The following is a 26,129-nucleotide window of genomic DNA, read 5'->3' on the forward strand; positions in this document are numbered from 1 at the left end:
AAGATAAGCAGAAATTTTATACATTTAATTTTTAGCCATGCATAAAAAATCCCCAGCTTAGCTGAGGATTTTTACTTTTATGCTTGAGTAATAAATTTCACACCTAATTCAATGTCTTTATGTAAGGTTGGTAACATGGCTTGCAGTGCTTTTTCTTCAAACTCACTTAATCGTCCAATCGGAAGGAGTTCTGCAATACCCTCTTTGCCAAAGCGCATTGGTTGTGAGAAGAATCGGCTATATTGGCCGTCACCTTCCACATACGCACAAGCTACAGTATTTTCACCAAGTAGCCCTTTTACTAATGCACAAGTAAATCTTGCTCCTGCTTGAGCCATAGAAAGCGTTGCTGATCCGCCACCTGCTTTTGCATTAACCACTTCAGTACCTGCATTTTGAATACGTTTAGTAAGAGTAGCAACTTCTTCCTCGGTCCAATCTACGTAAGGCACTTGTGATAATAACGGTAAAATTGTTACGCCAGAATGACCGCCAATAACAGGAACAGTTGTATGGTATACATCTAGCCCTTTTAATTCGGCAACAAAAGTTTCTGAACGTAAAACGTCCAATGCTGTTACACCAAAAAGCTTACGTTTATCATAGACACCCGCTTTTTTGAGAACTTCCGCTGCAATGGCAACAGTTGTGTTCACTGGGTTGGTAATAATACATGTGCAAGCTTTAGGACACACTTGAGCGATTTTTTCCACCAAGTCTTTAATGATACCCGCATTGATATTAAAAAGATCAGAGCGATCCATGCCTGGCTTTCTTGCAACACCTGCAGTAATGACAACTACATCACTACCTTGTAAAGCTAAGGCAAGATCATCACCACAAAATCCTGCGACTTTCACTTCAGTTGGAATATGACTAACATCTACTGCAACACCTGGTGTCACTGGCGAGATATCATAAAGTGCAAGCTCACTTCCTGGTGGTAATTGCATTTTTAAAAGCAAAGCTAATGGTTGGCCTATTCCCCCTGCTGCCCCTAAAAGTGTGACTTTCATTGTATGCTCCTTTAATAAAAATAAAATAAATCATGAATAATAAATAAACTATGGAAAGTTTAAATTTTTCCATCCTAGAACTCAAAATGAAAAAAACTATATTGAGATCTAGCTCAAACTTTTTGCTATTTTTTGCTGATTTTTGCATTAATCATTATTTTTTTATCAGCAATTATTGTATATTTTTACTCCAAATAGAGTAAAAAAGGTGAGATAACTCACCTTTCGTATTTTAATTAATAAGGCAAAACACAATAAATTTTACCGAAAAATCTGGCGTGTTATTTTGAAATTGGCTCTCCAATTTTACGCTCTTGAGCGTCAAGCTCACGCCATTCACCTTCCTCAAGGCTTTCATCCAAAATCACATCACCAATACGCCAACGATGCAAGCCAATCACTTTATTTCCCAGTGCGCCAAACATACGTTTTACTTGATGGTAACGTCCTTCGGTTAATGTTAAATTAGCTTGGTAATCATCAATAATCTCTAATATCGCAGGCTGAGTCGGTGTTTTTTCTCCACGCAACAAAATACCTTCTTGGAAAGCCTGAGCGTAATGCTCTTCAATTGGATCAGCTAAGGTAACCAAATAAGTTTTTTCACAATGATGTTTCGGTGAAGTAATGCGATGTGACCATTGCCCATCGTCTGTTAATAGAACCAAGCCCGTTGTATCTACATCTAAACGCCCTGCACAATGCAATTTTCCTGCTAATGGATAATCGAAAAATTGCAATACACTTGGGTAATCGCGCTCATCTGTACTACATACATAACCTTGCGGTTTATTCAACATGATATATTGCCCTTCGTCATACCATGCTAACGTTTCACCATCTAATTGAATAAGATCCTCTGCGCTAACTTGTGCGGAGGCTGATTTTTCCATTTTATCGTTAACCGTTACAACGCCTTGGCGTAATACTTTACTCGCTTGCGAGCGTGTCATTCCCGTCGCTTCAGCCAGAAATTTATCTAATCGCATAAATATCCTTGGTTATTTTGTTTAATTCAGTTTTTCTAATTTTGCCAATTTTGCAATCAGCCATTTAATGCCTTCACCTTGGAATGCAATTTGTAAACGCGTATGCTCGCCGCTACCTTCAACATTGATAATTGAGCCTTTCCCAAACTTCGCATGCTGTACTTTTTGTCCCATCTTCCATTCAGAAGTATTTAACATTGGTGTTGATTTTATCGATCCCACAGCATTTTGATTATAAGCACGTGTGACTTTGCCTCGTAATCGAATTTCTTGTAAGCATTCTTGTGGCAATTCTTCAATAAAACGAGAACGGCGATGAATTTCGTCTTTACCATACAAACGTCGGCTTTCAGCATGGCATAATGTTAGCAAAATTTTAGCTCGTGTAATCCCAACATAAGCTAAACGGCGTTCTTCTTCTAATCGCCCCGCCTCTTCAAAAGAACGTCCACTTGGGAATAATCCTTCTTCCATTCCAACAATAAAGACACGAGAAAATTCCAGCCCTTTTGCTGCATGAAGCGTCATCATCTGTACGCCGTCTTGATGCGCCTCTGCTTGACCTTCGCCAGCTTCAAGGGAGGCATGCGTTAGAAAGGCTGTTAAATCACTTAAACCTTCCGCATCTTCAGGTTTTTCAAATTCTTTAGCAGCGGTCACTAATTCTTCCAAGTTCTCAATGCGAACTTCGCCCTTATCGCCTTTTTCTTTTTCGTACATTCCATACAAGCCAGAATGTTTAATCACAAAGTCCGTTTGGGCGGCTAGTGTCATAGATTGGGTTTCAGTACGCAAATTTTGGATCAATTCGGCAAATCGGAGTAAAGATGTCGCAGCACGGCTTGTTAGATATTGCTCTTCAATCGCGATTTCCATGGCTTGCCATAAGGTAATTTGACGTTCACGGGTTAAATTACGCAATATATCCATCGTGCGTTCACCGATACCTCTTGTTGGCGTGTTAATCACGCGTTCAAACGCTGCATCATCTTGTACATTCGCAATAAGGCGTAAATACGCCAAAGCATCTTTAATTTCTTGGCGTTCAAAGAAGCGTAATCCCCCATAAATACGATATGGAATTTTCATCTTAAGCAAGGCATCTTCAAGCACACGGGATTGACTATTGCTACGATACAAAATGGCACAATCAGATAATTTCCCTTTTTCTTCACGCCATTTTTCAATTTGCGTTGCCACAAATAATGCTTCATCCAATTCATTAAAAGCAGCATAAATTCCAACGGGTTCCCCTGCGCCATCCGCTGTCCATAATTCTTTGCCCAGGCGATCCGTGTTGTGAGAGATTAATTCGTTGGCACTTTTTAAGATATTCCCTGTTGAACGATAATTTTGTTCCAAGCGAATAGTTTGTGCTTGAGGAAAATCACGCAAGAAAAATTGAATATTTTCTACTTTTGCACCACGCCAACCATAAATAGACTGATCATCATCCCCTACGATCATCACATTTCCCGTATTCCCAGCAAGTAACTTGATCCATTCGTATTGAATGAAGTTAGTATCTTGGAACTCATCCACAAGAATTTGTGTAAAGCGTCGTTGGAAATGTTGTAAAATCAATGGATTATTTTTCCATAATTCGTAAGCTCGTAACAATAATTCAGAAAAATCAACTAACCCTGCACGATCACACGCATCTTGATAGAGGCGATAAATTTCGATCCATGTGCGCTCATGCGGATCTTTAGCCACGCCCAGATCTTTCGGTCTGCGTCCCTCTTCCTTTTGGTGATTAATAAACCAACATGCTTGCTTATGCGGGTAATCTTTTTCGTCATATTCATGAAGTTTCATTAATCGTTTTACTAGACGAAGCTGATCCTCTGAATCAAGGATTTGGAAATCTTGTGGCAGGTTTGCATCATTGTAGTAGGTACGCAAAATTCGGTGTGCAATACTATGGAAAGTGCCCACCCACATACCAAATAATTGACGCTCATTTCCTGTTTTATGCAATGTCTGCTCAATACGAGAACGCATTTCTGCGGCTGCTTTATTGGTAAAAGTAACTGCCATAATATGATTTTCTGGCACATCTTCCACCCCAATTAACCAAGCGACACGATGCGTAAGTACTCGTGTTTTACCGCTTCCTGCTCCTGCAAGCACTAAATAATTGCCAAGCGGTGCCGCAACGGCCTCACGTTGTTTCTCATTTAACCCATCAAGTAAATCTGAAATATCCATGTGATTTTGTTCCACTGTTTTTATGTACAGGGAAAATTATAAAAATCTTCCCTGATGAGGACAAGTAAAAATTTTTCCGAAAATCGGGGCGTGTTATTTTACGCAAGCATGAACAGTAATTTCTTCACGATCGTGATAAAGCTGTTTTGCTTAGATTTGGAATGAAAAACCTGCATCTTGCAGTTGTCTAGCGATACTGTCTAAACATTGCTGAACTTCTTGATAACGCTTTTTCATCGGCAATTTAAGGTTAAAGATCGCCTCTTGCGTCCACCCATTAACGAGCCATTTTGCCATCAAATCAGCAATACGACTTGGTTTTTCTACCATATCACATACAAGCCAATTAACACGCTTACGTTTTGGAGGCTGGAATTTAAATCCATCTTCAGGGCAATGTTCAATGCGTCCAGTATCAAAAAGGCTTGTTGCCATTTTGCCGTGATCAACTGCATAAACGAATACACCACGTTTTACGAGCTGATAAGTCCAACCACCTGGACATGCTCCAAGATCGACCCCGATTTGATTTTCATTAAAACGTGTTTTTTCTTCTTCTGGCGTAAAGAAGGTCAAAATTGCTTCTTCTAGCTTTAATGTAGAACGACTGGGAGCCATTTCAGGAAAACGTAGGCGTTGAATCCCCATGAAATAGGGCGAATGCTGTTGATTGTAAGAATAACCAACATAACATGCATTATTGCGTAAAAAGAAAACGTGTAATGTCCGTGCATGCTTTGCAACTTTTGCTTGCAATGCACCTGATCTACGTAATGCCTGACGTAGTGGAACGGTAAATTTTCGGCAAAAAGTTAATAATGATTTCGCTTCGTTGGTATCTGCGCTTTCTACCCAAACATCATCCGTTTTTGTGAGATCAAAGGGTGCAGGAAGTTGTTTAAACGCTTCTATTATTGGCGTGATACGATCTTCTGGCGAGAGATCTTCTAATAAATCAGAGATCACTAGCAATTGACGAGCAAAAATTAATTCTTTTACTGGCAATTTTTGGGCAAGCAGATCAGCATCGTTCGGTTGATAACATTCAAAAATAACATAAGCGGTATTTTCTACCGCTCGTGCAAATCCCGCTACCCCTAAGGTAGCGGCTTTTTCCATAATTTCTGCTGCCATTTCTTTTTCAAAGCCCTGGCGGCAGTAAAGCATAATTTTATTCATTCCTTTCCTTTTGAATAGTATTTAAAATCCATTGTTTAAAGGCATTTATTTGTTCATTACTTGCCTTATCCAATTGATTTACAATATAAAATGATTTTGAATCACGCAATGATTTGTGTGGCAACACCTGAACAAGATTTCCATCATTCACCTCTTTTTGAGCTAATGCTCTATTCGCCAAAACTAGCCCTTGTCCATGTTTAGCCGCTTGTAAGGCCATAATGGTATGGCTAAATAATGCTCCATGCTGATGGTCAAGTCCATCTAATTCAAGGTAACTCACCATATCTTGCCAATTTTGATAATCATGAATATGTAAGAATTGGTGTTGTAACAAATCTTTTACTGTATTAATAGGTTTCGAAGCGAGTAATTTAGGCGCACCTAAAATAATCAATTCTCCATCCAGTAATTTTTCTACCTGAAAATGTTTCCAATCACCATTACCATAATAAATTGCCAGATCGGTTTCGTTATTTTTGAAGAAACCTTCATCCTGATCAACGCCATTTAAGCGTAAATCAATATTATGATGGGTATTATGAAAATCCGTGAGATGTGGTACCAACCATTGCATGCCAAACGTTTGAGGTACGGCAATCGCAAGATGTCTGTCATTTTGTTGCGTCAAAATTTTCTTCGTCGCTTCAGTTAAACGATTGAAGATTTTACTAATGTCCGCAAAGTAATACACTCCAGTCTCTGTTAATTCTAATGTTCTATTTTTGCGATAAAACAAAGGCATTCCCAAAAAATCTTCTAACAACTTAATTTGATGGCTAATTGCTGCCTGTGTTACACACAGTTCCTCAGCTGCTTTGGTAAAACTTAGATGGCGAGCAGAACACTCAAACGCTTTTAGAGAATTTAGAGGGGGTAAACGCTTATACATAGGTCATCCATTTCTTATTTAACATTATAAAATGATTAGTTTTTTTTATATAAAAAATCAATTTTTATCCTTTGTGAGTATTGATTATTTTTCATAAAATACTCACCGTACCTAACATGAAGAACGTCCCTTTTCATTGTTAGATATAATGTTGTGTTTGCATATTGTTCGGTAGAGTTAGATCGCTCTCAAATTATTCCAACTCTATTGTTCATTTTATCCTATTGTAAATCTTATTACCGCTACTGCGTAGCGGTTTTTCTTTTTACCCCTGATCTCCATTACTCCTCAATACCATCACGTTTAAAGACCCAAGTATCTTCCGTACTTTCATTTTCCTCAAAATAATATCCCGCTGTACTGAAAGATTTTAATGCTTCAGGATCCTGTAACTTATTTTCTAAAATATAACGACACATTAATCCACGTGCTTTTTTAGCATAAAAACTGATGACTTTATACTTACCATTTTTATAGTCTAAAAATACTGGTTTGATAATACGTGCTTGCAGTGCATTTGGTTTAACCGCTTTAAAATATTCATCAGATGCCAAGTTTATTAAAATATTATCGCCTTGCTGATCTAATGCGTCTTGTAAAGCATTTGTAATCATTACGCCCCAAAAATCGTATAAATTTTTTCCTTTAGGATTTTCTAATTTTGTTCCCATTTCAAGACGATAAGGTTGCATTAAATCTAATGGACGAAGCAAACCATACAATCCCGAAAGCATACGAAGGTGCGATTGCGCAAATTCAATTGCCTGTGGCGACAACGTTTCTACATCGAGCCCTGTATATACATCTCCCTTAAATGCATAAATCGCAGGACGAGCATTTTTTTCTGTTTGTATTTTTTGCCATTCTCCAAAACGTGCCGCATTTAACCCTGCTAATTTATCACTAATATGCATCAAAGATGCAATAGCTTGTGGGGATAATTTTCGACAAACATCAATTAGCGCTTCACTTTGATCTAAAAATGGTGGCTGCGTTGTTTCCCAATCTGGAATAGGTGATGTGAAATCTAATGTTTTTGCGGGTGAAATAATCGCTAACATATAAAATCCTTACTCAATCGGTAACTGCCAATCAATTTCTGGCAATTGATGTTGACGTAAATAATCGTTTGTTTTTTTGAAATGCCCACAATCAAAAAAACCACGGTGTGCAGAAAGTGGTGATGGATGAACAGAAGTTAAAACACAATGCTTACTACGATCAATAAATTGCCCCTTCTTCTGTGCATGCGCTCCCCACAACAAAAAGACCAAATTTTCTTTTTTATGATTAAGTGCAGAAATAATTTTATCGGTAAAATCTTCCCAACCAATTTGAGCGTGAGAATGTGCTTTCCCCGCTTCAACCGTCAATACTGTATTGAGCAGTAATACCCCTTGCTGTGCCCAATACGTTAAATCACCATCTCTAGGAATCTGAAATTCAGGATAATCCTTTTGTAAGGTTTTATAAATATTTTGTAATGAAGGCGGAAGTCGAACACCTTTTCGTACAGAGAAAGATAATCCATGTGCTTGCCCTGCTCCATGATAAGGATCCTGCCCAATAATAACCACTCTTACATCATCAAAGTTTGTCAATTTAAGTGCATTAAAAATATCGGGTTTAGGCGGATAAATTATCTTCCCCGCAGCACGCTCTCTATCCAAAAACTGCAAAATATTTTGAAAATATGGTTGTGATTTTTCTTCACCTAATACATCGTGCCACGTCAGCATATCAATTTCTCTCTAAAAGCTAAATAGGTAATTATAAAGAATCCTAATATAAATGCTAGTATAAAATTAAGAACTATTCTCATTATTAATATAGCTAGATTTATAGCGTTATTTTATATAAATAAAATTTGAAAATTTAAAAAAAAACGCTAAAATTTCTCCAGATCTCATAACTCAATTTTAAGGAACATATTATGATTACTGGTATCCAAATTACACAAGCAGCAAATGACGCTTTACTTAATTCATTCTGGTTATTAGATAGCGATAAAGGCGAGGCTCGTTGCCTAGCTGCAAAAAAAGATTTTAAAGAAGATCAAATCGTTGCGATTAAAGATCTTGGTCAATTTGAATATCGTGAACTTCCAGTAGATGTTGCTCCAACAGTTAAAGTGGAAGGTGGTCAACACTTAAACGTAAACGTATTACGTCGTGAAACTTTAGAAGATGCAGTAAAACATCCAGAAAAATATCCACAACTTACTATCCGTGTTTCAGGCTATGCGGTTCGTTTCAATTCATTAACACCTGAACAACAACGTGATGTAATCACTCGTACTTTCACTGAAAGTTTATAATTTAACTACTTGCATTCAAAACCCTAAACTTCGCTTTAGGGTTTTTTGTCCTTGTTTTTTATTAAATAAACAAATCAGTCTATGCACATTCTATCCATTGAATTTTTCCTTTTTTTCTTTATTTTTTGGCTCGTTTATCTGCTAGGAAAATTTCAAAATACGCTACTCACAGCTGCTAGCCTCTTTCTATTATACTACGCTGATCCTAATTTTGCTTTAACTGTACTTGTCTATTCCGCAATGATCTATTTTATTGCTCGAGGAATTGTGAGTACATCATCACAAAATATCCGTAAATTTTTCTTAGGGCTAGGTATTATTACAGCAATTTCTGTCCTTGCCATTTTTAAATACTTTGATTTTTTCAAAATTTTTCTGATTAAATTTGGTTTAAATGAAGAAATGGATTTTTTAATGCCACTTGGCTTATCCTATTATGTTTTCCAATCCATTGCTTACCTCGTCAGCCTTTATGAAGATAAAAATAATGATCTTAATTTTCATGAAACGTTACTTCACTTTAGCTTTTTTCCAACCATTACTGCAGGTCCAATTCTAAGAGTCAACGGTTTTAAGACAAAGTTTGGTGAACAACAAGGTTTTTTGCAACAAGTCCGCTCAAAACGCCATATGATTCGTCCTGCACTTGCTTGTAGTTTGATTTTATTAGGTATTGCAAAAAAATGGTGGTTTGCAGGAGATATTGCAAATTATGTTGTAAATCCTGTTTTTGAAAATCCATTGGAATATCATAGTATAGATATCTTAGCCGCTATTTATGGATACACGTTGCAACTTTTCTTTGATTTTTCAGGCTACTCGGATTTAGTTATCGGTATTGCAATGTTGCTGGGTTTTCAACTCCCAATAAACTTTAAAATGCCACTTCGTGCGGTAAATATCCAAGATTTTTGGAATCGCTGGCATATCAGCCTTTCTACTTGGATACGAGATTATATTTATATTCCACTTGGCGGAAATCGTGTCAATTTTTTTAAAAAACAGCTTAATCTCTTTCTAGCATTCTTTCTATCAGGAATTTGGCATGGAGTAAGCCTGAATTTTGCTATTTGGGGGGCATTGCATGGCGTGGCTCTTGTTTTCCAAAATTTAGTTAATAAAATTTTCCGTACACACAAAAATTTTGCTTACCCAACCACACGTTTAGGAAAATTTATCGGTATCGTTCTTACATTCAATTTTGTTAGTTTTACCTTCCTTGTCTTTAAAACAACAGAATTAAATGATTTTACGCTGATGATTTATGCTCTATTCCATAATTTCTATTCTGGAATTTTAAATTCATATGCACTTTTCTTTCTTGGGTTTATTGTATTTCTTCTCGTATTTTATCCAGTAATTGAAGAAACATTTGATGCCTTCGTTTCTTTTCTTGAATTTATTCCTAAGGTTTTCTGGATTCTTATTTTTACTTTATTGCTTATTATTATTACATATTTTTCTCCCGCAGGGATTCCAGGATTTATTTATGCAGGTTTCTAAAAAATTTACTATCGTATCGCTCTACATAACATTACTTGGTACGGTACTTGTGCTTATTTGGTTAAATCAATCATCTTTAAATCATTATTGGGAACAAACTTATCATCAAGAAAGTCCTCTGAAACGTTATTTACCCTACGCATGGTTTGAAGAAGGGCGTACAGTAAATCGTTATTTGACACAATCATTAGCTCGATTTATTCCTGAAAATACAACAGTTTATGATTTTGATAAAGAAAATACTCAAACATCACATGTATTAAAAAAAATCATTAAACCACGCCAATTATCGCCTCAAAAAACCGCTATACCAACGGTAATCGCTAAAGAGCCTGTTGACGATGTCGTAATTTCTCCGCAAGATCAAGTCTTCTTTGCAGGAGACTCCTTAATGCAAGCTATTGCGCCTCATATTCAAAAATATCTGCGCGAAAATTTTAATATGCGCACAGTGAATCTGAGTCAACAAAGCACAGGGCTGTCTTATCCCCATTTCTTTGATTGGCCAAAAACCATTGAAGATACATTAAATCAAAACCCGCATATCAAATTACTGGTCATTTTACTTGGAGCAAATGATCCTTGGAATTTTCCTAACCCTGCTCATAAGCATGGACCTTATTTAAAATTCCATTCCCAAGAGTGGCAACACGTTTATGAATCACGTATTAAGCGTATTCTCAACGCAGCGAAAAAACATAATGTTAAGGTTCTATGGTTAGGCATTCCTTACATGCGTAACCCAACTCTCAATCAGGAAATGCGTTATTTAGATGAAGTAATTAAAAACCAAGTCATAGCTTATGGTATTTTCTTGCCAACTAAAGAAGTTTTAGTTGATCCAGGTGAACATAAGTATCAACTTGCAATACAATATCGTGGTAAACTCACTAGAGTACGCTTAAAAGATGGCGTACATTTTACCTGGCTTGGGCAAAAAATTATGGCAAACTATGTTTTAGAACATATTCATATTCATATTCAGGAGTCTAAATAATGAGAATACGGGGACTATTCTCATGCATGGCTTGTCTATCCATCCTGCTTTTGCAAGGTTGTACAACGCCAATTCATGAACCCTGGCAAGATAAACTTTATGCCTTAAAGCAAGGTAAAATTCAAAAAGTCAAAATCATTCAGATTGGTGATTCACACACTGCTGCCGATCTTTTTTCCTATGCTGTCAGAAAACGCTTACAAAGCTATTTTGGAAATGGCGGAATTGGATTAATTGCCCCTGTAAATATCAGTGGACAACAAAATATTAGTGTCCATCAAATATCAACTGGCTGGCAACGTTTTGTAAATCGTTCTTCAGCACAACAAAAACCTCCATTTGGTGGGATAATGGCGATAGCAAAAGAACCAGATAGCGAAACAGAAATATTTCCTTATCATCTCAATCCTTATTTACAAAATATCCACGTATTTTTTAAAGCAAACACACCTAAAGATAAACTGGTTTTTAAAGATAAAGATCGTTCTATTAGTTTTCATCCTAAAAATGAAAATTGGCAATTTACACAATTTAAAGGCTATTTACCTTTTTCAATTTCAGCTAATAAAGGTACATCATTAGGTCAAATAGAATTGGAAAATCAGCAAAGAGGTATCCTCTACTCTACTCTTGGCGTAAACGGTGCCAAATTATCCAGTTTAAATAAATGGCAGTCTGACTGGACAACCATGCTTAAACAACTTCACCCTGACTTAATTGTATTGGCTTTTGGTACAAATGAGGCCTTTAATCCACAAATGGATATTCATAAAGAAACACAGAATTGGCAAAAACAATTACAAAAAATTCGCCATGATTTACCCGATACATCGATTATTCTGGTCCAGGCACCACCAATGAATTTAGATAAATCTCAATGTAAAGTACCTTCAACACTACAGGCTATCTGGAAAATGCAACAAGCTATGGCAGAAAAATATCATCTTCGTCTATGGTCATGGCGTAATGCTATGGGAGGGAAATGTGGTATGTATCTATTTCAACGACAAGGCATGGCAAGCAAAGATGGAGTACATCTTAACTTTAAAGGTTACATGAAAACTGGAACAGCCTTTGCTAATTATCTCATTCACTTAGCTCATCCATAAAGTAAGCTACTTAAAATCAGTTACTTTTTTAGAAAAAACTAAACTTTTTAAGAATAAAAGCATAGAATAACCGATTGTTTTGTATTCAAAAAAGATAAAGATAGGAGAAATTGATGGAGAAAGTCGGTGTAGTCCTGGAAGGTGGCGCAATGCGTGGTATGTACACAAATGGCGTCTTAGATGTTTTTCTTGAACATAATTTTGTAGCTGATAGTGTTATTGGAGTTTCAGCGGGAGCATTATTTGGTATTAATTACCCATCTAAGCAACCTAAACGTGCGCTTCGTTACAATTTAAAATATGCCAACGATAAACACTATTTAGGTTGGTACAGTTTCTTTACCAGTGGCAATATGGTAAATACCGAATTCGCTTATTCTCTTATTCCTTTTAAATTAGATATTTTTGATAATCAAACATTCAAGGAAAGCCCAATTAAGTTTTATGCTACGATTACGAATGTTGATACGGGCAAAGCTGAATATGTCCGCATTACTGATCCTGTCGCACAGGTCGATACCCTTCGCGCAGGCGGTGCAATGCCCTTTGTTTCACAAATTGTCGAACTAAATGGTCATGGCTATCTTGATGGCGGAATTGCTGATAGCATCCCAATTGAAGAATGCCTACGCATGGGATATAAAAAAATTATTGTAGTGCTTACCCAAGTAAAAGAATATCGCAAAAAACCACAAGCCGAATGGCTCATCAAAAGTTTCTATTTCCGTCATCCACAACTTGCGGAAGCACTTTTAAACCGTTGGAAGAATTATAATGCTACGCTCGATCTCATCGAAAAATTAGAAGAAGAAGGCAAAATTTTTGTCGTTCGTCCAACGAAAGATCTTCATTTAGCACGCATTGAACGTGATCCAGAAAAACTTCAGGCTATGTACGATCTAGGTGTCGAAAATATGGCAACGGCATGGGATGCCTTTCAAAAATATTTGGCGGCTTAATCCAATTACGCCCCCATTTTCAAAAAAATTTATGCAAAAAAATAACTGGGTTGCGCCCAGTTATTTTTATTTTCCTAAATTCTATCAAGTAATTGTCTAAAATAGCCACTTTGCTGATAAAGTTCATCAAAGCTACCGTATTCCATGACTTTCGCATTATCCATCACACAGATCTGATCAAACTGTTCAATCTCTGTTAATCGATGTGTCACCATGATCAATGTCTTATCTTGGCAATGTTCAAAAACTAATGACAGAATATGACGTTCAGTTTCACGATCTAAACCTTCAGTCGGCTCATCCAATAGTAAAATTGGCGCATCATTAAGTAAAATGCGTGCCAATCCTAAACGGCGTTGTTCGCCGCCAGAGAGTGGACGTCCACCTTCACCCAGCCAAATATCTAGCCCTTCCTCTTGTGCAACCAGTTTATCCAATCCGACTTTTAATAAAACCGCTTGCATTTTTTCATCAGAAATTTCTTTTTGGCTTGCAATTTGCAAGTTGTTACGCAAAGTATCACTAAAAACATGGACACGTTGCGTTAAAAAACAAAACGTTGAACGCAGACTGTCTTGGCTATAATCCTGAATTGGACTGCCCCCAAGTAGGATTTCACCACTTTCTGGATTATAGTTACGTACTAAAAGTTGTAATAATGATGACTTACCACTCCCCGTTTTACCTAAAATCGCAATTTTCTTGCCTTGTTCAAAAGTTAATTGAATATGCTCTAAGGCAAAATCTTTACGGTTTGGATAATGAAAATTCACATCTTGAATTTGTAATAAAGGTGCATTGCTTGGCAAAGTTAATACTTTATCACCATCAAAAACCACCAGCGGTTGCTGTTCGGTCAATTCATTAATCCGTTTTGCAGAGGCAACAATTTGCCCAATATGTAAAAAAGCAGCCCCCAATGGCATTAATATTTCAAAGCTTGCCAATGCTGCGAAAGCAAAGAGTGCAATGACTGAAGCCTGATATAAACGATTATCTGGTGCAAGATGGACCGCAAAATCCGTTTTCGCAGCAACCCACAATACTACCGCCAATAACATACCATTTGCAAACATCACTAATGCAGTTGAAAGTCCTGATAAATTTGCTTCTTTTTGTTGCAAAGCCTGCCATTTTTCTTCGGTTTCAGCCATATTTTTACGGCAATGTGTACCTGCATTAAATAATAAAAGTTCCGCCTGAGCCTGAATAAACTCAACAAATTGACTGCGATATTGAGCGCGTTCTTCTGTTAAATCTTCACCGAATTTTTTACCTAGTTGATAAAAAATAGTAGGAATAATAAGAAGTAATGCTAAAAGCGTAATCCCGATGATAAGTGCAAGGCGCCCATCAAAGAAACTCAGCGAAAAGGTTAGAACGCCAATCATCACAATCGCAGTGATAAAAGGAGCAATCACACGCAAATACAAATTATCTAAAGTATCCACATCAGCAACCAAACGGTTTAATAAATCACTATGGCGATAACGATCTAATACCGCAGGGCTTAATGGAATAATCTTACGGAAAACTTTTACACGTAATTTGGCTAAAATACGAAAAGTTGCATCATGCGTTACAATTTTTTCTACGTAGCGAGCTACAGTTCGTCCAATGGCTAAGCCACGTACTGCCGCAGAAGGGTAAAAAAAGTTAAATAAACTGCCCGCTCCCGCAATCGCAGCCGCCGCTAAAAACCACCCTGATACAGTTAATAAACCAATACTTGAGGCAAGTCCTAGAATCATTAAGATAATGCCCGCAAAAAGTGGCCATTTTGCATATTTAAATAAGCGTATAAAAGGCAATAAAGTTCGCATTATTGAATATCCTGTTGTCGTTGTGCTAAAAGTTCAGCGAAGAAGCCGACTTGAGCTAATTCTTCAAAGCGACCTTGTTGAACAATCTCGCCATCCTTCATAACTAAAATAGCATCGCATTGTTTTAAGTCTTCAATACGATGTGTAATCATCAATGTGGTCTGTTCACGACTCATTTTTTCTAATGCATTTAAAACTAATGTTTCTGAACGTGCATCTAAGCTTGCTGTCGGTTCATCAAGAAGAATTAAATTCCCATGTCGTAATAACGCACGAGCAATCGCTAAACGCTGTGCTTGCCCAACAGAAAGCCCCACACCATGTTCATTAATCTCAGTATCCAGCCCTATTTGCTCCGTAAACTCTAGTGCTTGAGCCTGTTCTAGTGCTGCATGAACTTCACTTTCCGACACATTTTCATTACCTAATAGTAAATTTTCACGCAATGTACCTTGAAGTAATACGGGGTTTTGCCCAACCCATGCAATAAAACTACGCCAATCCATTAGATCTAATTCACATAATTCTCTGCCATTGATTTTTAAGCTACCTTCATATGCTAAAAAGCCTAATAAAACATTAACGAGTGATGTTTTCCCTGCCCCGCTTTGTCCAACTAATGCCGTAAGTGAATGTGCAGGTAAATCAAAATTCAATGCCTTCGTTAATGGTTTACCAGCTGGTGATAATACAACTAAATCACGTGCATGAATGGATAAACTATTGTGTAATTTTTCCGCAAAATTTTCATCGATTTGGGTGGCGTGAGGATTTTGAGCTGTCACATAATCGGCTTCTAGAAAATCTACAATGACATCAGCCGCTCCAATTCCAGCAGCTCGATCGTGATAGTAAGTACCAAGATCACGTAGTGGTTGATAAAATTCTGGTGCTAAGGTTAAACAGAAAAAACCTGCAAATAAACTGACTGTTGTACCGTAACTTCCAAATCCAATTTGCCCTAAATAACTAAAACCAAAATAAACTGCCATTAGTGCAATTGAAATTGACGTAAAAAACTCTAAAACTGCGGAGGAAAGGAAAGCTTTTTTTAAGACCTCCATTGTTGTTTCACGAAAATCCTCTGTACTTTCCTCAATGTGTTCTGTTTGCTCAGCTGTTTTATTAAAAAGTCGTAAGGTTTCTAGACCACGCAGACGATCTAAAAATTGCGCACTCAATTTTGCCAAGACATCCATATTCTGCTGGCTACTTTCTGCAGCAGCCATACCAACTAAAATCATAAAAAGTGGGATTAATGGTGCAGTAAGAATTAAAATCAAGGCCGCTGCCCAGTTAAATGGGAATACAGCGATTATGATAATGACAGGAACAATGGCCGATAAACTTTGTTGTGGTAAGTAACGTGCATAAAAATTATGTAAGTTTTCCACTTGCTCTAGCATAATCGTTGCCCAGCTACCCGCAGGTTTATTATTAATCGTTGCGGGTCCAACCGCTGCTATTTTATTAAAAATCTGTTGACGAATATGATTTCGGACTTCTCGCCCACAACGGAAACCAATACGTTCACGCCAATAAAGAATAAGGGCACGAAGAACAAAACCAAGAACGATACCAACAAAGTATGCGCCTAGTTGTTGACGATCTTGATGTTTAATAATCAAAGCTTGCAAAATAATTGCAAAACAGTATGTTTGCCCAACTAAAATAAGTGAGGACAAACTTGCTAGTAATACATTAATACTTAGCCACTTTTTGACTGGAGCTTTTTGTTCGGTCAGCCATTTTTGTAAGTAACGTTGACGAGTCTTTTCCATAATTACTAAATAAAAAAAGTACAAAGAAAGAGGGCAAAAATCGCCCTCCATTTTTAAAATTTATAATTTATCTAAAAAACGTTCTGCATCGAGTGCTGCCATACAGCCTGTTCCAGCAGAAGTAATCGCTTGACGATAAATATGATCCATAACATCTCCAGCAGCAAAAATACCTTCCACTGAAGTAGCGGTTGCATCACCATTTAAACCTGATTTGACGACAATATAGCCATTGTTTAGTTCTAATTGCCCATCAAAAATTGCCGTATTTGGCGTATGCCCAATCGCTACAAAAAGACCATCAATATTAATTTCTTCTTGTGTGTCATTTTCCATATTTTGGATACGAATTCCCGTTACACCCATGTCATCACCAAGTACTTCTTGTAAAGTATATGGCGTATGGATCACAATTTTTCCTTCACTTACTTTTTGATCTAAGCGACTAAGTAGAATTTTTTCACTACGGAACTCATGACGGCGATGTACCAAATGTACCACACTTGCAATATTGGCGAGATAAAGCGCTTCTTCCACGGCACTGTTCCCACCACCAATAACGGCAACAGGTTTATTACGATAGAAGAAACCATCACAAGTCGCACAAGCAGAAACGCCTCGACCTTTATATTTTTCTTCACTCTCTAAACCGAGATAACGTGCTGAAGCACCTGTTGCGATAATCAAGGCATCACAAGTAAAATTTTGCATTTCACCGAATAATTTGAATGGACGCGAAGAAAAATCAACAGATTTAATTTGATCAAAAATAATTTCAGTATCAAATTTTTCAGCATGTTTTAGCATGCGTTCCATCAATCCTTGTCCAGTGGTTTTTTCAAAATCACCCGGCCAGTTCTCAATTTCATCGGTTGTCGTTAATTGACCACCTTGCTGCATACCTGTCACCATAACAGGATGTAAATTTGCACGTGCTGCATAAATCGCTGCCGTATAACCCGCAGGTCCTGATCCGAGGATCAATAATTGACAATGTTTTGTATTCATAAGAAATGCTTCCATCTATTAATAACGAGGTACTCTACTTTGCTATTTTATACTAAATAACTGATTAATACAGTAGGGAATATAATTTACGGCGATATTGGCTCGTCACGGCATCACCATTGCCAAGTGCAGTTAGAATTTCTAAAAACTCTTTTTTAATCGCACCATCTTCTGCCTGCAAGTCTTGTTGCAAAATACTAAATAATAGTGCTAATGCCTCTTCACTTTTCCCTACTTGATGCAAGGCAATAGCAAGTTTTAATGCGGTTGCAGGCTGATTATCATTTTCATATTCTGCTTGCAGTTGTTGAATTTCTGGCGTATCTGCCGCCTTTAATAAAAGTTCTGCTTGCGCATGAATCTCTTGCCATTGTGCATTACGATCTTCTAATTTCACTTGATTAAGTACATCCAACGCCGCTTCAGCACGTTTTAACGTTAAATAAGTTTCAGCATAGATAAAAGCAATCTCTGGATTTTTTTTATCGCTCAATTGCCATGCTTCTTTCAAAAGAGGTAGAGCTTGCGATAAATCCCCTTTTTCAAGGTATTCAAGTGCTTGTTGAAATTTAAGTTCATCTTCACTTGGTAAAATTGCCTTTAAATGTTGCATAAGTTGTACATCATCTAATGGACCTTGAATTGCATCAATTGGTTTACCCGCTTTGAAAAGGTAGGTTGTTGGTAAGGTTTGTAATTGAAACTGGGCGGCTAAACGTTGTTGAGTTTCGCAATTGACTGCGGCTAAAATAAATTGACCTGCATATTGATTTTCAATTTTTTTTAATTTATCTAAAAATGCAACACTTTCTGGCATACTTGGTGCATAGAAATTTAATACTACTGGAATTTGTTGTGAGCTTTGTAGTACTTGCGAAATATTTTGTTCTGTAATTTCAATAAATTGGGATTGCATAATCTACGTCCTATTTTAAAATATGTATTCAATCATTGTAACGAATTTTCTAATTTTAGAATACGCTTTATCATGACATAAAAAATATTCTTCCTTTCTGATCCAATTTATATAATAACGGATAAGAAAACCCTTCCCTCATTTTGTTTAATTTTACATAAATTTTTCAGAAAATCTTGGCGTGGGAAAATCATAGCCTAATGCGTTGGTTTCAGGTACAATCGGTTTTTTACTTATTTTATTACTTGACACAAACACAATAACTATGAACTCAATGAAGAACATTCGTAATTTTTCTATTATTGCTCATATTGACCATGGGAAATCGACACTTTCCGATCGTTTAATCCAAACTTGTGGCGGACTTTCCGATCGTGAAATGGCAGCTCAGGTTTTAGACTCTATGGATCTGGAACGTGAGCGTGGTATTACCATCAAAGCACAAAGTGTAACGTTAAACTATACAGCAAAAGATGGTGAAACCTATCAATTAAACTTTATCGATACTCCGGGACACGTGGACTTTTCTTATGAAGTATCACGTTCACTCGCTGCCTGCGAAGGCGCATTACTTGTTGTCGATGCAGGACAAGGTGTTGAAGCACAAACATTAGCTAACTGCTATACCGCAATTGGCATGAATTTAGAAGTTGTCCCTGTATTAAATAAAATTGACTTACCTGCGGCAGAACCAGAACGCGTTGCCGAAGAAATCGAAGATATTGTCGGAATTGACGCAATGGATGCTGTTCGTTGTTCAGCTAAAACAGGCGTGGGTATTGATGCGGTATTAGAAGATATCGTTCATAAAATTCCAGCACCAGAAGGTGATCCAGATGCGCCACTTCAAGCACTTATTATCGATTCTTGGTTTGATAATTATCTCGGTGTGGTTTCTTTAGTTCGTGTCAAAAATGGTGTATTGAAAAAAGGCGATAAAATTAAAGTCATGTCAACAGGACAAACTTATAACGTTGATCGCCTTGGGATCTTTACACCAAAACAAATCGATACAACTGAATTAAAAACAGGCGAAGTGGGTTGGGTCGTTTGTGCAATCAAAGATATTCTCGGTGCACCAGTTGGGGATACACTAACCCTTGCTAACAATCCAGCAGAGCATGTATTACCAGGTTTCCAAAAAGTAAAACCTCAAGTATATGCAGGACTTTTCCCAATTAGTTCTGATGATTACGAAGCATTCCGTGATGCACTTGGTAAATTAAGCCTTAACGATGCATCACTCTTCTATGAGCCTGAAACATCTACTGCGCTCGGTTTCGGTTTCCGTTGTGGTTTCTTAGGTTTACTTCACATGGAAATCATTCAAGAACGTCTAGAACGTGAATATGATCTTGATTTGATTACAACTGCACCAACTGTAGTGTATGAGGTGGAACAAACTAACGGGGACGTGGTCTATGTAGATAGTCCATCAAAATTGCCACCGTTGAATAATATTGCACAAATTCGCGAACCAATTGCAGAATGTAATATTTTGGTTCCACAAGAATATTTAGGTAATGTAATTACTCTTTGTGTTGAAAAACGCGGTGTACAAACCAATATGGTATATCATGGTAACCAAGTTGCGTTGACTTATGAAATTCCAATGGGTGAAGTGGTGCTTGATTTCTTTGATCGCTTAAAATCTACTTCTCGTGGATACGCATCACTTGATTATAACTTTAAAAAATTCCAAGCGGCAGATATGGTCCGTGTGGATATTATGATCAATGGTGATCGTGTCGATGCACTCGCATTGATCGTACATAAAGATAATGCAGCATATCGTGGACGTGAATTAGTCGAAAAAATGAAAGAACTTATTCCACGTCAACAATTTGATATCGCAATTCAAGCGGCAATTGGTAACCACATCATCGCTCGTTCAACCGTTAAACAATTACGTAAAAACGTGTTGGCTAAATGTTATGGTGGTGACGTAAGCCGTAAGAAAAAACTGTTACAAAAACAAAAAGAAGGTAAAAAACGAATGAAATCTTTAGGTAACGTTGAGGTTCCACAAGATGCGTTTTTAGCCATTCTTCATGTGGGTAAAGATTAATTCATAAGGATTTTCAATGAAATCAAATATTGCCTTTATTTTGCTAATTATTGCTGCGGTCATTGGCTGGAAAATTTTTGAAGCAATGGGTGCCGCAAATAGTATGTCTATCGTACTGACTCTTGTTACATTCTTTTGCGGTGCATTTTGGTGCTATAAACGTTTTTATGTCTTACCGCGTGCTAAAAAACAATTAGCCGAAGATGAGGCAAATGGTATTGAATTGACACCTGAAGAGCAACAAGCTCGCTTAAAAGCTGCGGAGCCAACTGAAACATTTGCTTCGCTCTTTTGGGTATTATTTTTAATCTGGATTTTTCGTTCATTCTTCTTTGAACCCTTCCAAATTCCATCAGGTTCAATGAAACCTACCTTACGTGTTGGCGATTTCTTATTAGTAGAAAAATATGCATACGGAGTTCGTGATCCTATTTTTGGTAAAACCCTTATAAAAACAGGTGAACCACAACGTGGCGATGTCGTAGTATTTAAAGCACCAGATAGCCCAAGTCAGGACTACATTAAACGCGTCATTGGTTTACCAGGTGATCAAGTATTCTACGATAGTAAAAATCGTCACCTTATGGTTGTTTTAAATAAAAATGGAAAACCGTGCATGAAAGATTGTGAAGTCCAACAATTTTTCTACAGCAAACCTGTTCCTGATAAAGATTTCTACCAAGTTATTGGGCAAACACCTGATGGTAAGATGATATATAGTGATATGCATCCATTATTGGTCCATGAAACAGATATGCAAAACGTTTCACATGATATTCTTTGGGATCAACCAAATCCTAATGAAATGCCGTACTATCATGATTATGTGGATCAAAAAGGTTACGTAACACACTGGATCGTTCCAGCTAAACACTATTTCGTTATGGGTGATAATCGTAATAATAGTTACGACAGTCGCTTCTGGGGATTCGTTCCAGAACAAAATTTAGTCGGTAAAGCTACTTTTATTTGGTTAAGTTTAAAGAAAAAACCAAATGAATGGCCTACCGGTATCAGAACCGATCGTTTCTTAATGGGCATTTATTAATAATGAAAAATAACGATAAATTACAAAAAAATCTTCAATACCAATTTGAAGATCCACAATTACTTAAGTTGGCACTCACTCATCGGAGTGCCGCTAAGAAACACAATGAACGTTTAGAGTTTCTTGGCGATGGAATATTAAATTTAACCATCGCACAGGCACTTTATAACCAGTTCCCTAATTGCAACGAGGGTGAATTAAGTCGCATGCGTGCCACTCTCGTACGTGAAAAAACCCTTGTTGTTCTGGCTCATCGTTTTAATTTGAGTGAATATATTGTACTAGGGCCAGGTGAATTAAAAAGTGGCGGTTTTCGCCGTGATTCCATTCTTGCAGATGCTGTCGAAGCGATTATTGGGGCTATCTCTTTAGATAAAGATCTGCAAACGGCAACTGATGTCGTTAAAAATTGGTACACCGATCTCCTTGCTGAAATTAAACCAGGTGAAGAACAAAAAGATCCAAAAACACGATTACAAGAATATCTGCAAGCCAAACACCTAGCTTTACCGAGTTACGAAGTAATTAATACAACAGGTAAAGCCCATAATCAGATATTTACCGTGAAATGTGAAATTAAACATTTAGAAAAAACCGTTATTGCTGAAGGAACAAGCCGCCGTAAGGCTGAACAAGAAGCGGCAAACTTGATTCTTCAAGAATTACTCGCCAAAACAAAATAAAATATTTTGTTTGGCATGATAGGAAAAATCATGACAGAAAACCAAAATAATAATGAAGAAACTTATTGCGGATTTATTGCTATTGTAGGGCGCCCTAATGTAGGTAAATCGACTCTACTCAACCGCATTTTAGGTCAAAAAATTTCGATTACTTCTAAAAAAGCACAAACGACTCGTCATCGCATCTTAGGTATTCATACTGAAGGTAAATACCAAGCAATTTATGTAGATACTCCGGGACTACACATTGAAGAAAAACGTGCGATTAACCGACTTATGAATCGTGCTGCTAGTAGTACAATTGGTGATGTAGATCTCATCATCTTCCTTACAGACGGTACACACTGGACCGATGATGATGAAATGGTATTAAACAAATTACGCCAAGTAAAAACCCCTGTAGTTTTAGCAGTAAATAAAGTTGATAACATCAAAAATAAAGATGAATTATTGCCTTTTTTAACTGAAATGAGTCAAAAATTCCCATTCAAAGATATCGTACCAATTTCTGCACAAAAAGGTAAAAATATTGATATCCTTGAAAAAATTGTCCGTGAATCACTTCGCAAAGGGATTCATCATTATCCTGAAGACTACGTAACTGATCGTTCACAACGTTTCATGGCTTCTGAAATCATCCGTGAAAAATTAATGCGTTTCACAGGTGAAGAATTACCTTATTCTGTTACTGTTGAAATTGAACGTTTCAAAGTAAATGAGCGTGGTACCTACGAAATTAATGGCTTAATTTTAGTTGAACGCGAAGGTCAAAAGAAAATGGTTATCGGTGCTAAAGGTCAAAAAATTAAGACTATCGGTATCGAAGCTCGCCAAGATATGGAACGTCTCTTTGACAATAAAGTTCATTTAGAGCTTTGGGTGAAAGTTAAATCTGGCTGGGCGGATGATGAACGTGCTTTACGTAGTTTAGGCTACATGGAAGAATAATCATATCTAATCGTGCCGCATTTCAATGCGGCATTTTCTCAATACAGGAGTAAAAATGATTAAAGAAATGACAGATTTCATTGCTCGTTTTACTTATAAACCAGTCCAAAAAACAGTCGCTGATAAAATCCGTGCCAAAGCAATTCAACGTACCAAAGCACGCCTTGCTATTTATCACCAAACATTAGAAGACTATTCCGATGACGAGCTAGAAATCATTATTGAGGATGAAGAACGTAAAATTATTGACAGTTTGAAAACAAAAAGCCTTATTGCTGTCTTAAGTTTACTTGGGATTAGCCTTTTCCCGTAAAATGGAGAGGATATGCGTATGTTTAAACAAGTTAAGTCTGCGCTAATTTGGTATTATCTCTTCCGTTTTCGGAGACGTGTAAGTATCATTATTTTGCTATTACTATTCGCATTTTTTGCAAATAGTATTTATGGCGATGTCGTTAATTATTTGACCTTAACTAAACAACTCTATTTGTTAAAATACGCACTTTTAACAAAATGGGTAATTATCCTAGGGAGTCTATTTGCTGTCATTTACAGTATTATTAATCTGTTTAAAAATATTGGGAAAAAGAAAACACCAGTGGATAAAAAGAAACTCCCTATTACACCGATGATGAGTCCCCAAGAACAACGTTTGCGTGAGAAACCACAATTGCGATCCCGTGCCGATCAACTCATTGCACGAAAGGCTGAAGAAAAAAGGCGTAAAAATAATTCATTGAATTAACTAAAGAAAAACCAGTTATTAAATAAAAATAACTGGTTTTTTCGTGTCTGCTATTTATTTTTCAATAAACTGGTGAATCTGCTCTTCAATACCTTTCGCATCTAACTTCATTTCAGCAAGCATCTCGCATTGAGAACCTTGTGGCACAAAGAAATCAGGTAATCCAATATTTAATAATTTAACCATATATTGTTTTTCAAAGAGATATTCTCCAACCGCGCTACCTGCCCCACCACGAATTGCATTTTCTTCAACAGTAACCAATACATCATGATCACGTACAAGTTCATCAAGTTTTGCGGTGTCTAATGGTTTTACAAAACGCATATCAATGACAGTCGCATCTAATTTATCTGCGGCAATTTGTACTTGTGGTAATAATGTTCCGAAGTTAAGAATAGCAATTTTGCTACCCTTACGACGTTCAGTAGCCTTACCAAGCGGTAACTCTGCTAACGGTTTTAATTCCACACCGACTGCATTACCTCTTGGGTAACGAACAGCCGCAGGTTGTCCACATTTATAGCCAGTATAAAGCATTTGACGGCATTCATTCTCATCACTTGGTGTCATGATGACAAGATTTGGGATACAACGTAAGAAACTAATATCAAAGGCACCTTGATGAGTTGGGCCATCTGCACCAACAATACCTGCGCGATCAATCGCAAAGAGTACTGGTAATTTTTGAATTGCAACATCATGAATAACTTGATCATAGGCACGTTGTAAAAATGTAGAATAAATTGCTACAACAGGATGCATTCCACCAATTGCGAAACCTGCAGCAAGTGTTACAGCATGTTGTTCAGCAATTGCGGCGTCAAAAAATTGTGCAGGAAATTTTTGCGAAAATTCCACCATTCCTGACCCTTCGCGCATAGCAGGAGTAATGCCCACAAGCTTAGGATCCTGTTCGGCCATTTCACACAACCAATCACCAAATATTTTAGAATAAGTCGGACTCGCTGCCTGACTTTTAGGTAATTCACCACATTTATGATCGAATTTCGGTACTCCGTGGTAACTAATTGGATCTTTCTCTGCTGGCGCATACCCTTTCCCTTTTTTTGTCTTGATATGCAAGAATTGTGGTCCAGTCCGTTTTTTCATGTTAGACAAGGTAGTAATCAATTCTTCCACATTGTGTCCATCAATAGGACCAATATAATTGAATCCTAGTTGCTCAAACATAGTGCCGACAGGTGAAACGAAACCTTTGATATGTTCTTCAGTTTTTTTCACAAATTCCTTAATTGGCGGTACATTTGAAAGCACTTTTTTACCACTTTCACGCAAGTTTGTGTAAAAAGGTGCTGTCATAAAACGTGCAAAATGTTTATTCAAACCACCAACATTTTCTGAAATTGACATCTCATTATCATTTAAGATAACTAACATATCAGAATGCAAACTTCCCGCATGATTTAGTGCCTCAAAGGCCATTCCAGCAGTAATTGCGCCATCTCCGATCACACAAATTGTTTTACGATTTTTACCTTCATGTTGAGCGGCGAGTGCGACTCCCAAGCCTGCACTGATAGACGTAGAAGAATGCCCTACGCCTAAAACATCATATTCACTTTCTTCACGCCACGGAAAGGGATGCAATCCATCTTTTTGACGAATCGTTTTTAACTGTTCACGACGACCAGTCAGAATTTTATGGGGATAAGCTTGATGCCCAACATCCCAGATTAATTGATCAAAAGGTGTATCAAACACATAATGCAAAGCGACAGTCAATTCAACAACACCTAACCCTGATGCTAAATGCCCGCTACTTTGACTCACACTTTCCAATAGATACTGACGTAGTTGCTCACATACAAGAGATAATTGTGTTTTATCCAGTTTTCTCAAATCTGCAGGCGAGTCTATTTGTTGTAGCAGAGTGTAATCAATCATTGTTTATATCCAATATGTTATAAATACTT

Annotated in this window: 23 protein-coding genes; 11 read left to right on the plus strand and 12 right to left on the minus strand. The window is 37.2% G+C overall.

What is annotated here, in order from left to right; translation table 11 throughout:
- Window positions 1-77: 77 nt before the first annotated feature.
- From mdh to ung, 7 genes are all read right to left on the minus strand, one after another.
- Complete coding sequence (gene mdh / locus EL259_RS00925; RefSeq protein WP_126598146.1) at window positions 78-1,016, minus strand: malate dehydrogenase; 939 nt, start codon at window positions 1,014-1,016, stop codon at window positions 78-80.
- A 281-nt stretch (window positions 1,017-1,297) separates the two neighbouring features.
- Window positions 1,298-2,005 carry a 16S rRNA pseudouridine(516) synthase RsuA gene (gene rsuA, locus EL259_RS00930; protein ID WP_126598147.1) on the minus strand — a complete coding sequence of 236 codons (708 nt, stop codon included), beginning with the start codon at window positions 2,003-2,005 and terminating at the stop codon, window positions 1,298-1,300.
- A 21-nt stretch (window positions 2,006-2,026) separates the two neighbouring features.
- Entirely contained in the window at window positions 2,027-4,216 is a 2,190-nt protein-coding gene (gene uvrD / locus EL259_RS00935) for a DNA helicase II (RefSeq protein WP_126598148.1), read from the minus strand.
- 150 nt (window positions 4,217-4,366) lie between these two features.
- On the minus strand, window positions 4,367-5,395 hold the full coding sequence (rlmM, locus tag EL259_RS00940; protein WP_126598149.1) for a 23S rRNA (cytidine(2498)-2'-O)-methyltransferase RlmM: 1,029 nt from the start codon (window positions 5,393-5,395) through the stop codon (window positions 4,367-4,369).
- A complete protein-coding gene (locus EL259_RS00945; RefSeq protein ID WP_126598150.1) occupies window positions 5,388-6,287 on the minus strand; it encodes a transcriptional regulator GcvA in 900 nt (299 codons plus the stop codon). Before EL259_RS00945 ends, rlmM begins: the two co-directional genes overlap by 8 nt.
- 281 nt (window positions 6,288-6,568) lie before the next feature.
- A complete protein-coding gene (yaaA, locus tag EL259_RS00950) occupies window positions 6,569-7,348 on the minus strand; it encodes a peroxide stress protein YaaA (RefSeq protein WP_126598151.1) in 780 nt (259 codons plus the stop codon).
- Between the two features lie 9 nt (window positions 7,349-7,357).
- Window positions 7,358-8,026, minus strand: coding sequence for a uracil-DNA glycosylase (ung, locus tag EL259_RS00955; protein WP_126598153.1), 669 nt, complete (start codon window positions 8,024-8,026; stop codon window positions 7,358-7,360).
- A gap of 194 nt (window positions 8,027-8,220) precedes the next feature.
- Here ung and grcA point away from each other — a divergent pair, with 194 nt between their 5' ends.
- The 5 genes from grcA to EL259_RS00980 all read left to right on the plus strand — a co-directional run bounded on the left by grcA (window position 8,221) and on the right by EL259_RS00980 (window position 13,172).
- On the plus strand, window positions 8,221-8,604 hold the full coding sequence (gene grcA / locus EL259_RS00960) for an autonomous glycyl radical cofactor GrcA (protein WP_126598155.1): 384 nt from the start codon (window positions 8,221-8,223) through the stop codon (window positions 8,602-8,604).
- Window positions 8,605-8,685: 81 nt separating this feature from the next.
- Complete coding sequence (locus EL259_RS00965; RefSeq protein WP_126598157.1) at window positions 8,686-10,107, plus strand: MBOAT family O-acyltransferase; 1,422 nt, start codon at window positions 8,686-8,688, stop codon at window positions 10,105-10,107.
- Window positions 10,094-11,104, plus strand: a complete 1,011-nt coding sequence (locus tag EL259_RS00970) for an SGNH/GDSL hydrolase family protein (RefSeq protein WP_126598159.1) — start codon at window positions 10,094-10,096, stop codon at window positions 11,102-11,104. Before EL259_RS00965 ends, EL259_RS00970 begins: the two co-directional genes overlap by 14 nt.
- Before the next feature lie 26 nt (window positions 11,105-11,130).
- Window positions 11,131-12,213 (plus strand): GDSL-type esterase/lipase family protein, encoded by a 1,083-nt coding sequence (locus EL259_RS00975; RefSeq protein ID WP_172594200.1) that lies wholly within the window; start codon window positions 11,131-11,133, stop codon window positions 12,211-12,213.
- 113 nt (window positions 12,214-12,326) lie between these two features.
- Window positions 12,327-13,172, plus strand: a complete 846-nt coding sequence (locus EL259_RS00980; protein WP_126598163.1) for a patatin-like phospholipase family protein — start codon at window positions 12,327-12,329, stop codon at window positions 13,170-13,172.
- A gap of 74 nt (window positions 13,173-13,246) precedes the next feature.
- On the opposite strand, the gene cydC is transcribed toward EL259_RS00980, so the two are convergent.
- The 4 genes from cydC to EL259_RS01000 form a co-directional block, all read right to left on the minus strand.
- Window positions 13,247-14,995, minus strand: coding sequence for a heme ABC transporter ATP-binding protein/permease CydC (cydC, locus tag EL259_RS00985; protein ID WP_126598165.1), 1,749 nt, complete (start codon window positions 14,993-14,995; stop codon window positions 13,247-13,249).
- A complete protein-coding gene (cydD, locus tag EL259_RS00990; protein ID WP_126598167.1) occupies window positions 14,995-16,776 on the minus strand; it encodes a heme ABC transporter permease/ATP-binding protein CydD in 1,782 nt (593 codons plus the stop codon). Before cydD ends, cydC begins: the two co-directional genes overlap by 1 nt.
- A 60-nt stretch (window positions 16,777-16,836) precedes the next feature.
- A complete protein-coding gene (gene trxB, locus EL259_RS00995; protein WP_126598169.1) occupies window positions 16,837-17,784 on the minus strand; it encodes a thioredoxin-disulfide reductase in 948 nt (315 codons plus the stop codon).
- A 64-nt stretch (window positions 17,785-17,848) separates the two neighbouring features.
- Entirely contained in the window at window positions 17,849-18,700 is an 852-nt protein-coding gene (locus EL259_RS01000) for a thioredoxin family protein (protein WP_126598171.1), read from the minus strand.
- Between the two features lie 274 nt (window positions 18,701-18,974).
- On the opposite strand from EL259_RS01000, the gene lepA reads away from it, so the two are divergent.
- The 6 genes from lepA to EL259_RS01030 are packed head-to-tail and all read left to right on the plus strand — an operon-like array spanning window position 18,975 to window position 24,192.
- Window positions 18,975-20,768 (plus strand): translation elongation factor 4, encoded by a 1,794-nt coding sequence (gene lepA / locus EL259_RS01005; protein WP_126598173.1) that lies wholly within the window; start codon window positions 18,975-18,977, stop codon window positions 20,766-20,768.
- Window positions 20,769-20,784: 16 nt separating this feature from the next.
- On the plus strand, window positions 20,785-21,816 hold the full coding sequence (lepB, locus tag EL259_RS01010; RefSeq protein ID WP_126598175.1) for a signal peptidase I: 1,032 nt from the start codon (window positions 20,785-20,787) through the stop codon (window positions 21,814-21,816).
- Between the two features lie 2 nt (window positions 21,817-21,818).
- Entirely contained in the window at window positions 21,819-22,499 is a 681-nt protein-coding gene (gene rnc / locus EL259_RS01015) for a ribonuclease III (RefSeq protein WP_126598177.1), read from the plus strand.
- A gap of 30 nt (window positions 22,500-22,529) precedes the next feature.
- Complete coding sequence (era, locus tag EL259_RS01020) at window positions 22,530-23,447, plus strand: GTPase Era (RefSeq protein ID WP_126598180.1); 918 nt, start codon at window positions 22,530-22,532, stop codon at window positions 23,445-23,447.
- 55 nt (window positions 23,448-23,502) lie between these two features.
- On the plus strand, window positions 23,503-23,760 hold the full coding sequence (locus EL259_RS01025; RefSeq protein WP_197721288.1) for a hypothetical protein: 258 nt from the start codon (window positions 23,503-23,505) through the stop codon (window positions 23,758-23,760).
- Window positions 23,761-23,772: 12 nt separating this feature from the next.
- Window positions 23,773-24,192, plus strand: a complete 420-nt coding sequence (locus EL259_RS01030) for a hypothetical protein (protein WP_126598182.1) — start codon at window positions 23,773-23,775, stop codon at window positions 24,190-24,192.
- A 54-nt stretch (window positions 24,193-24,246) separates the two neighbouring features.
- On the opposite strand, the gene dxs is transcribed toward EL259_RS01030, so the two are convergent.
- On the minus strand, window positions 24,247-26,100 hold the full coding sequence (dxs, locus tag EL259_RS01035; RefSeq protein ID WP_126598184.1) for a 1-deoxy-D-xylulose-5-phosphate synthase: 1,854 nt from the start codon (window positions 26,098-26,100) through the stop codon (window positions 24,247-24,249).
- Window positions 26,101-26,129: the final 29 nt, after the last annotated feature.

The sequence above is a fragment of the Actinobacillus delphinicola genome, from assembly GCF_900638385.1.
In the GTDB taxonomy this organism is placed as follows: Bacteria; Pseudomonadota; Gammaproteobacteria; order Enterobacterales; family Pasteurellaceae; genus Actinobacillus_C; species Actinobacillus_C delphinicola.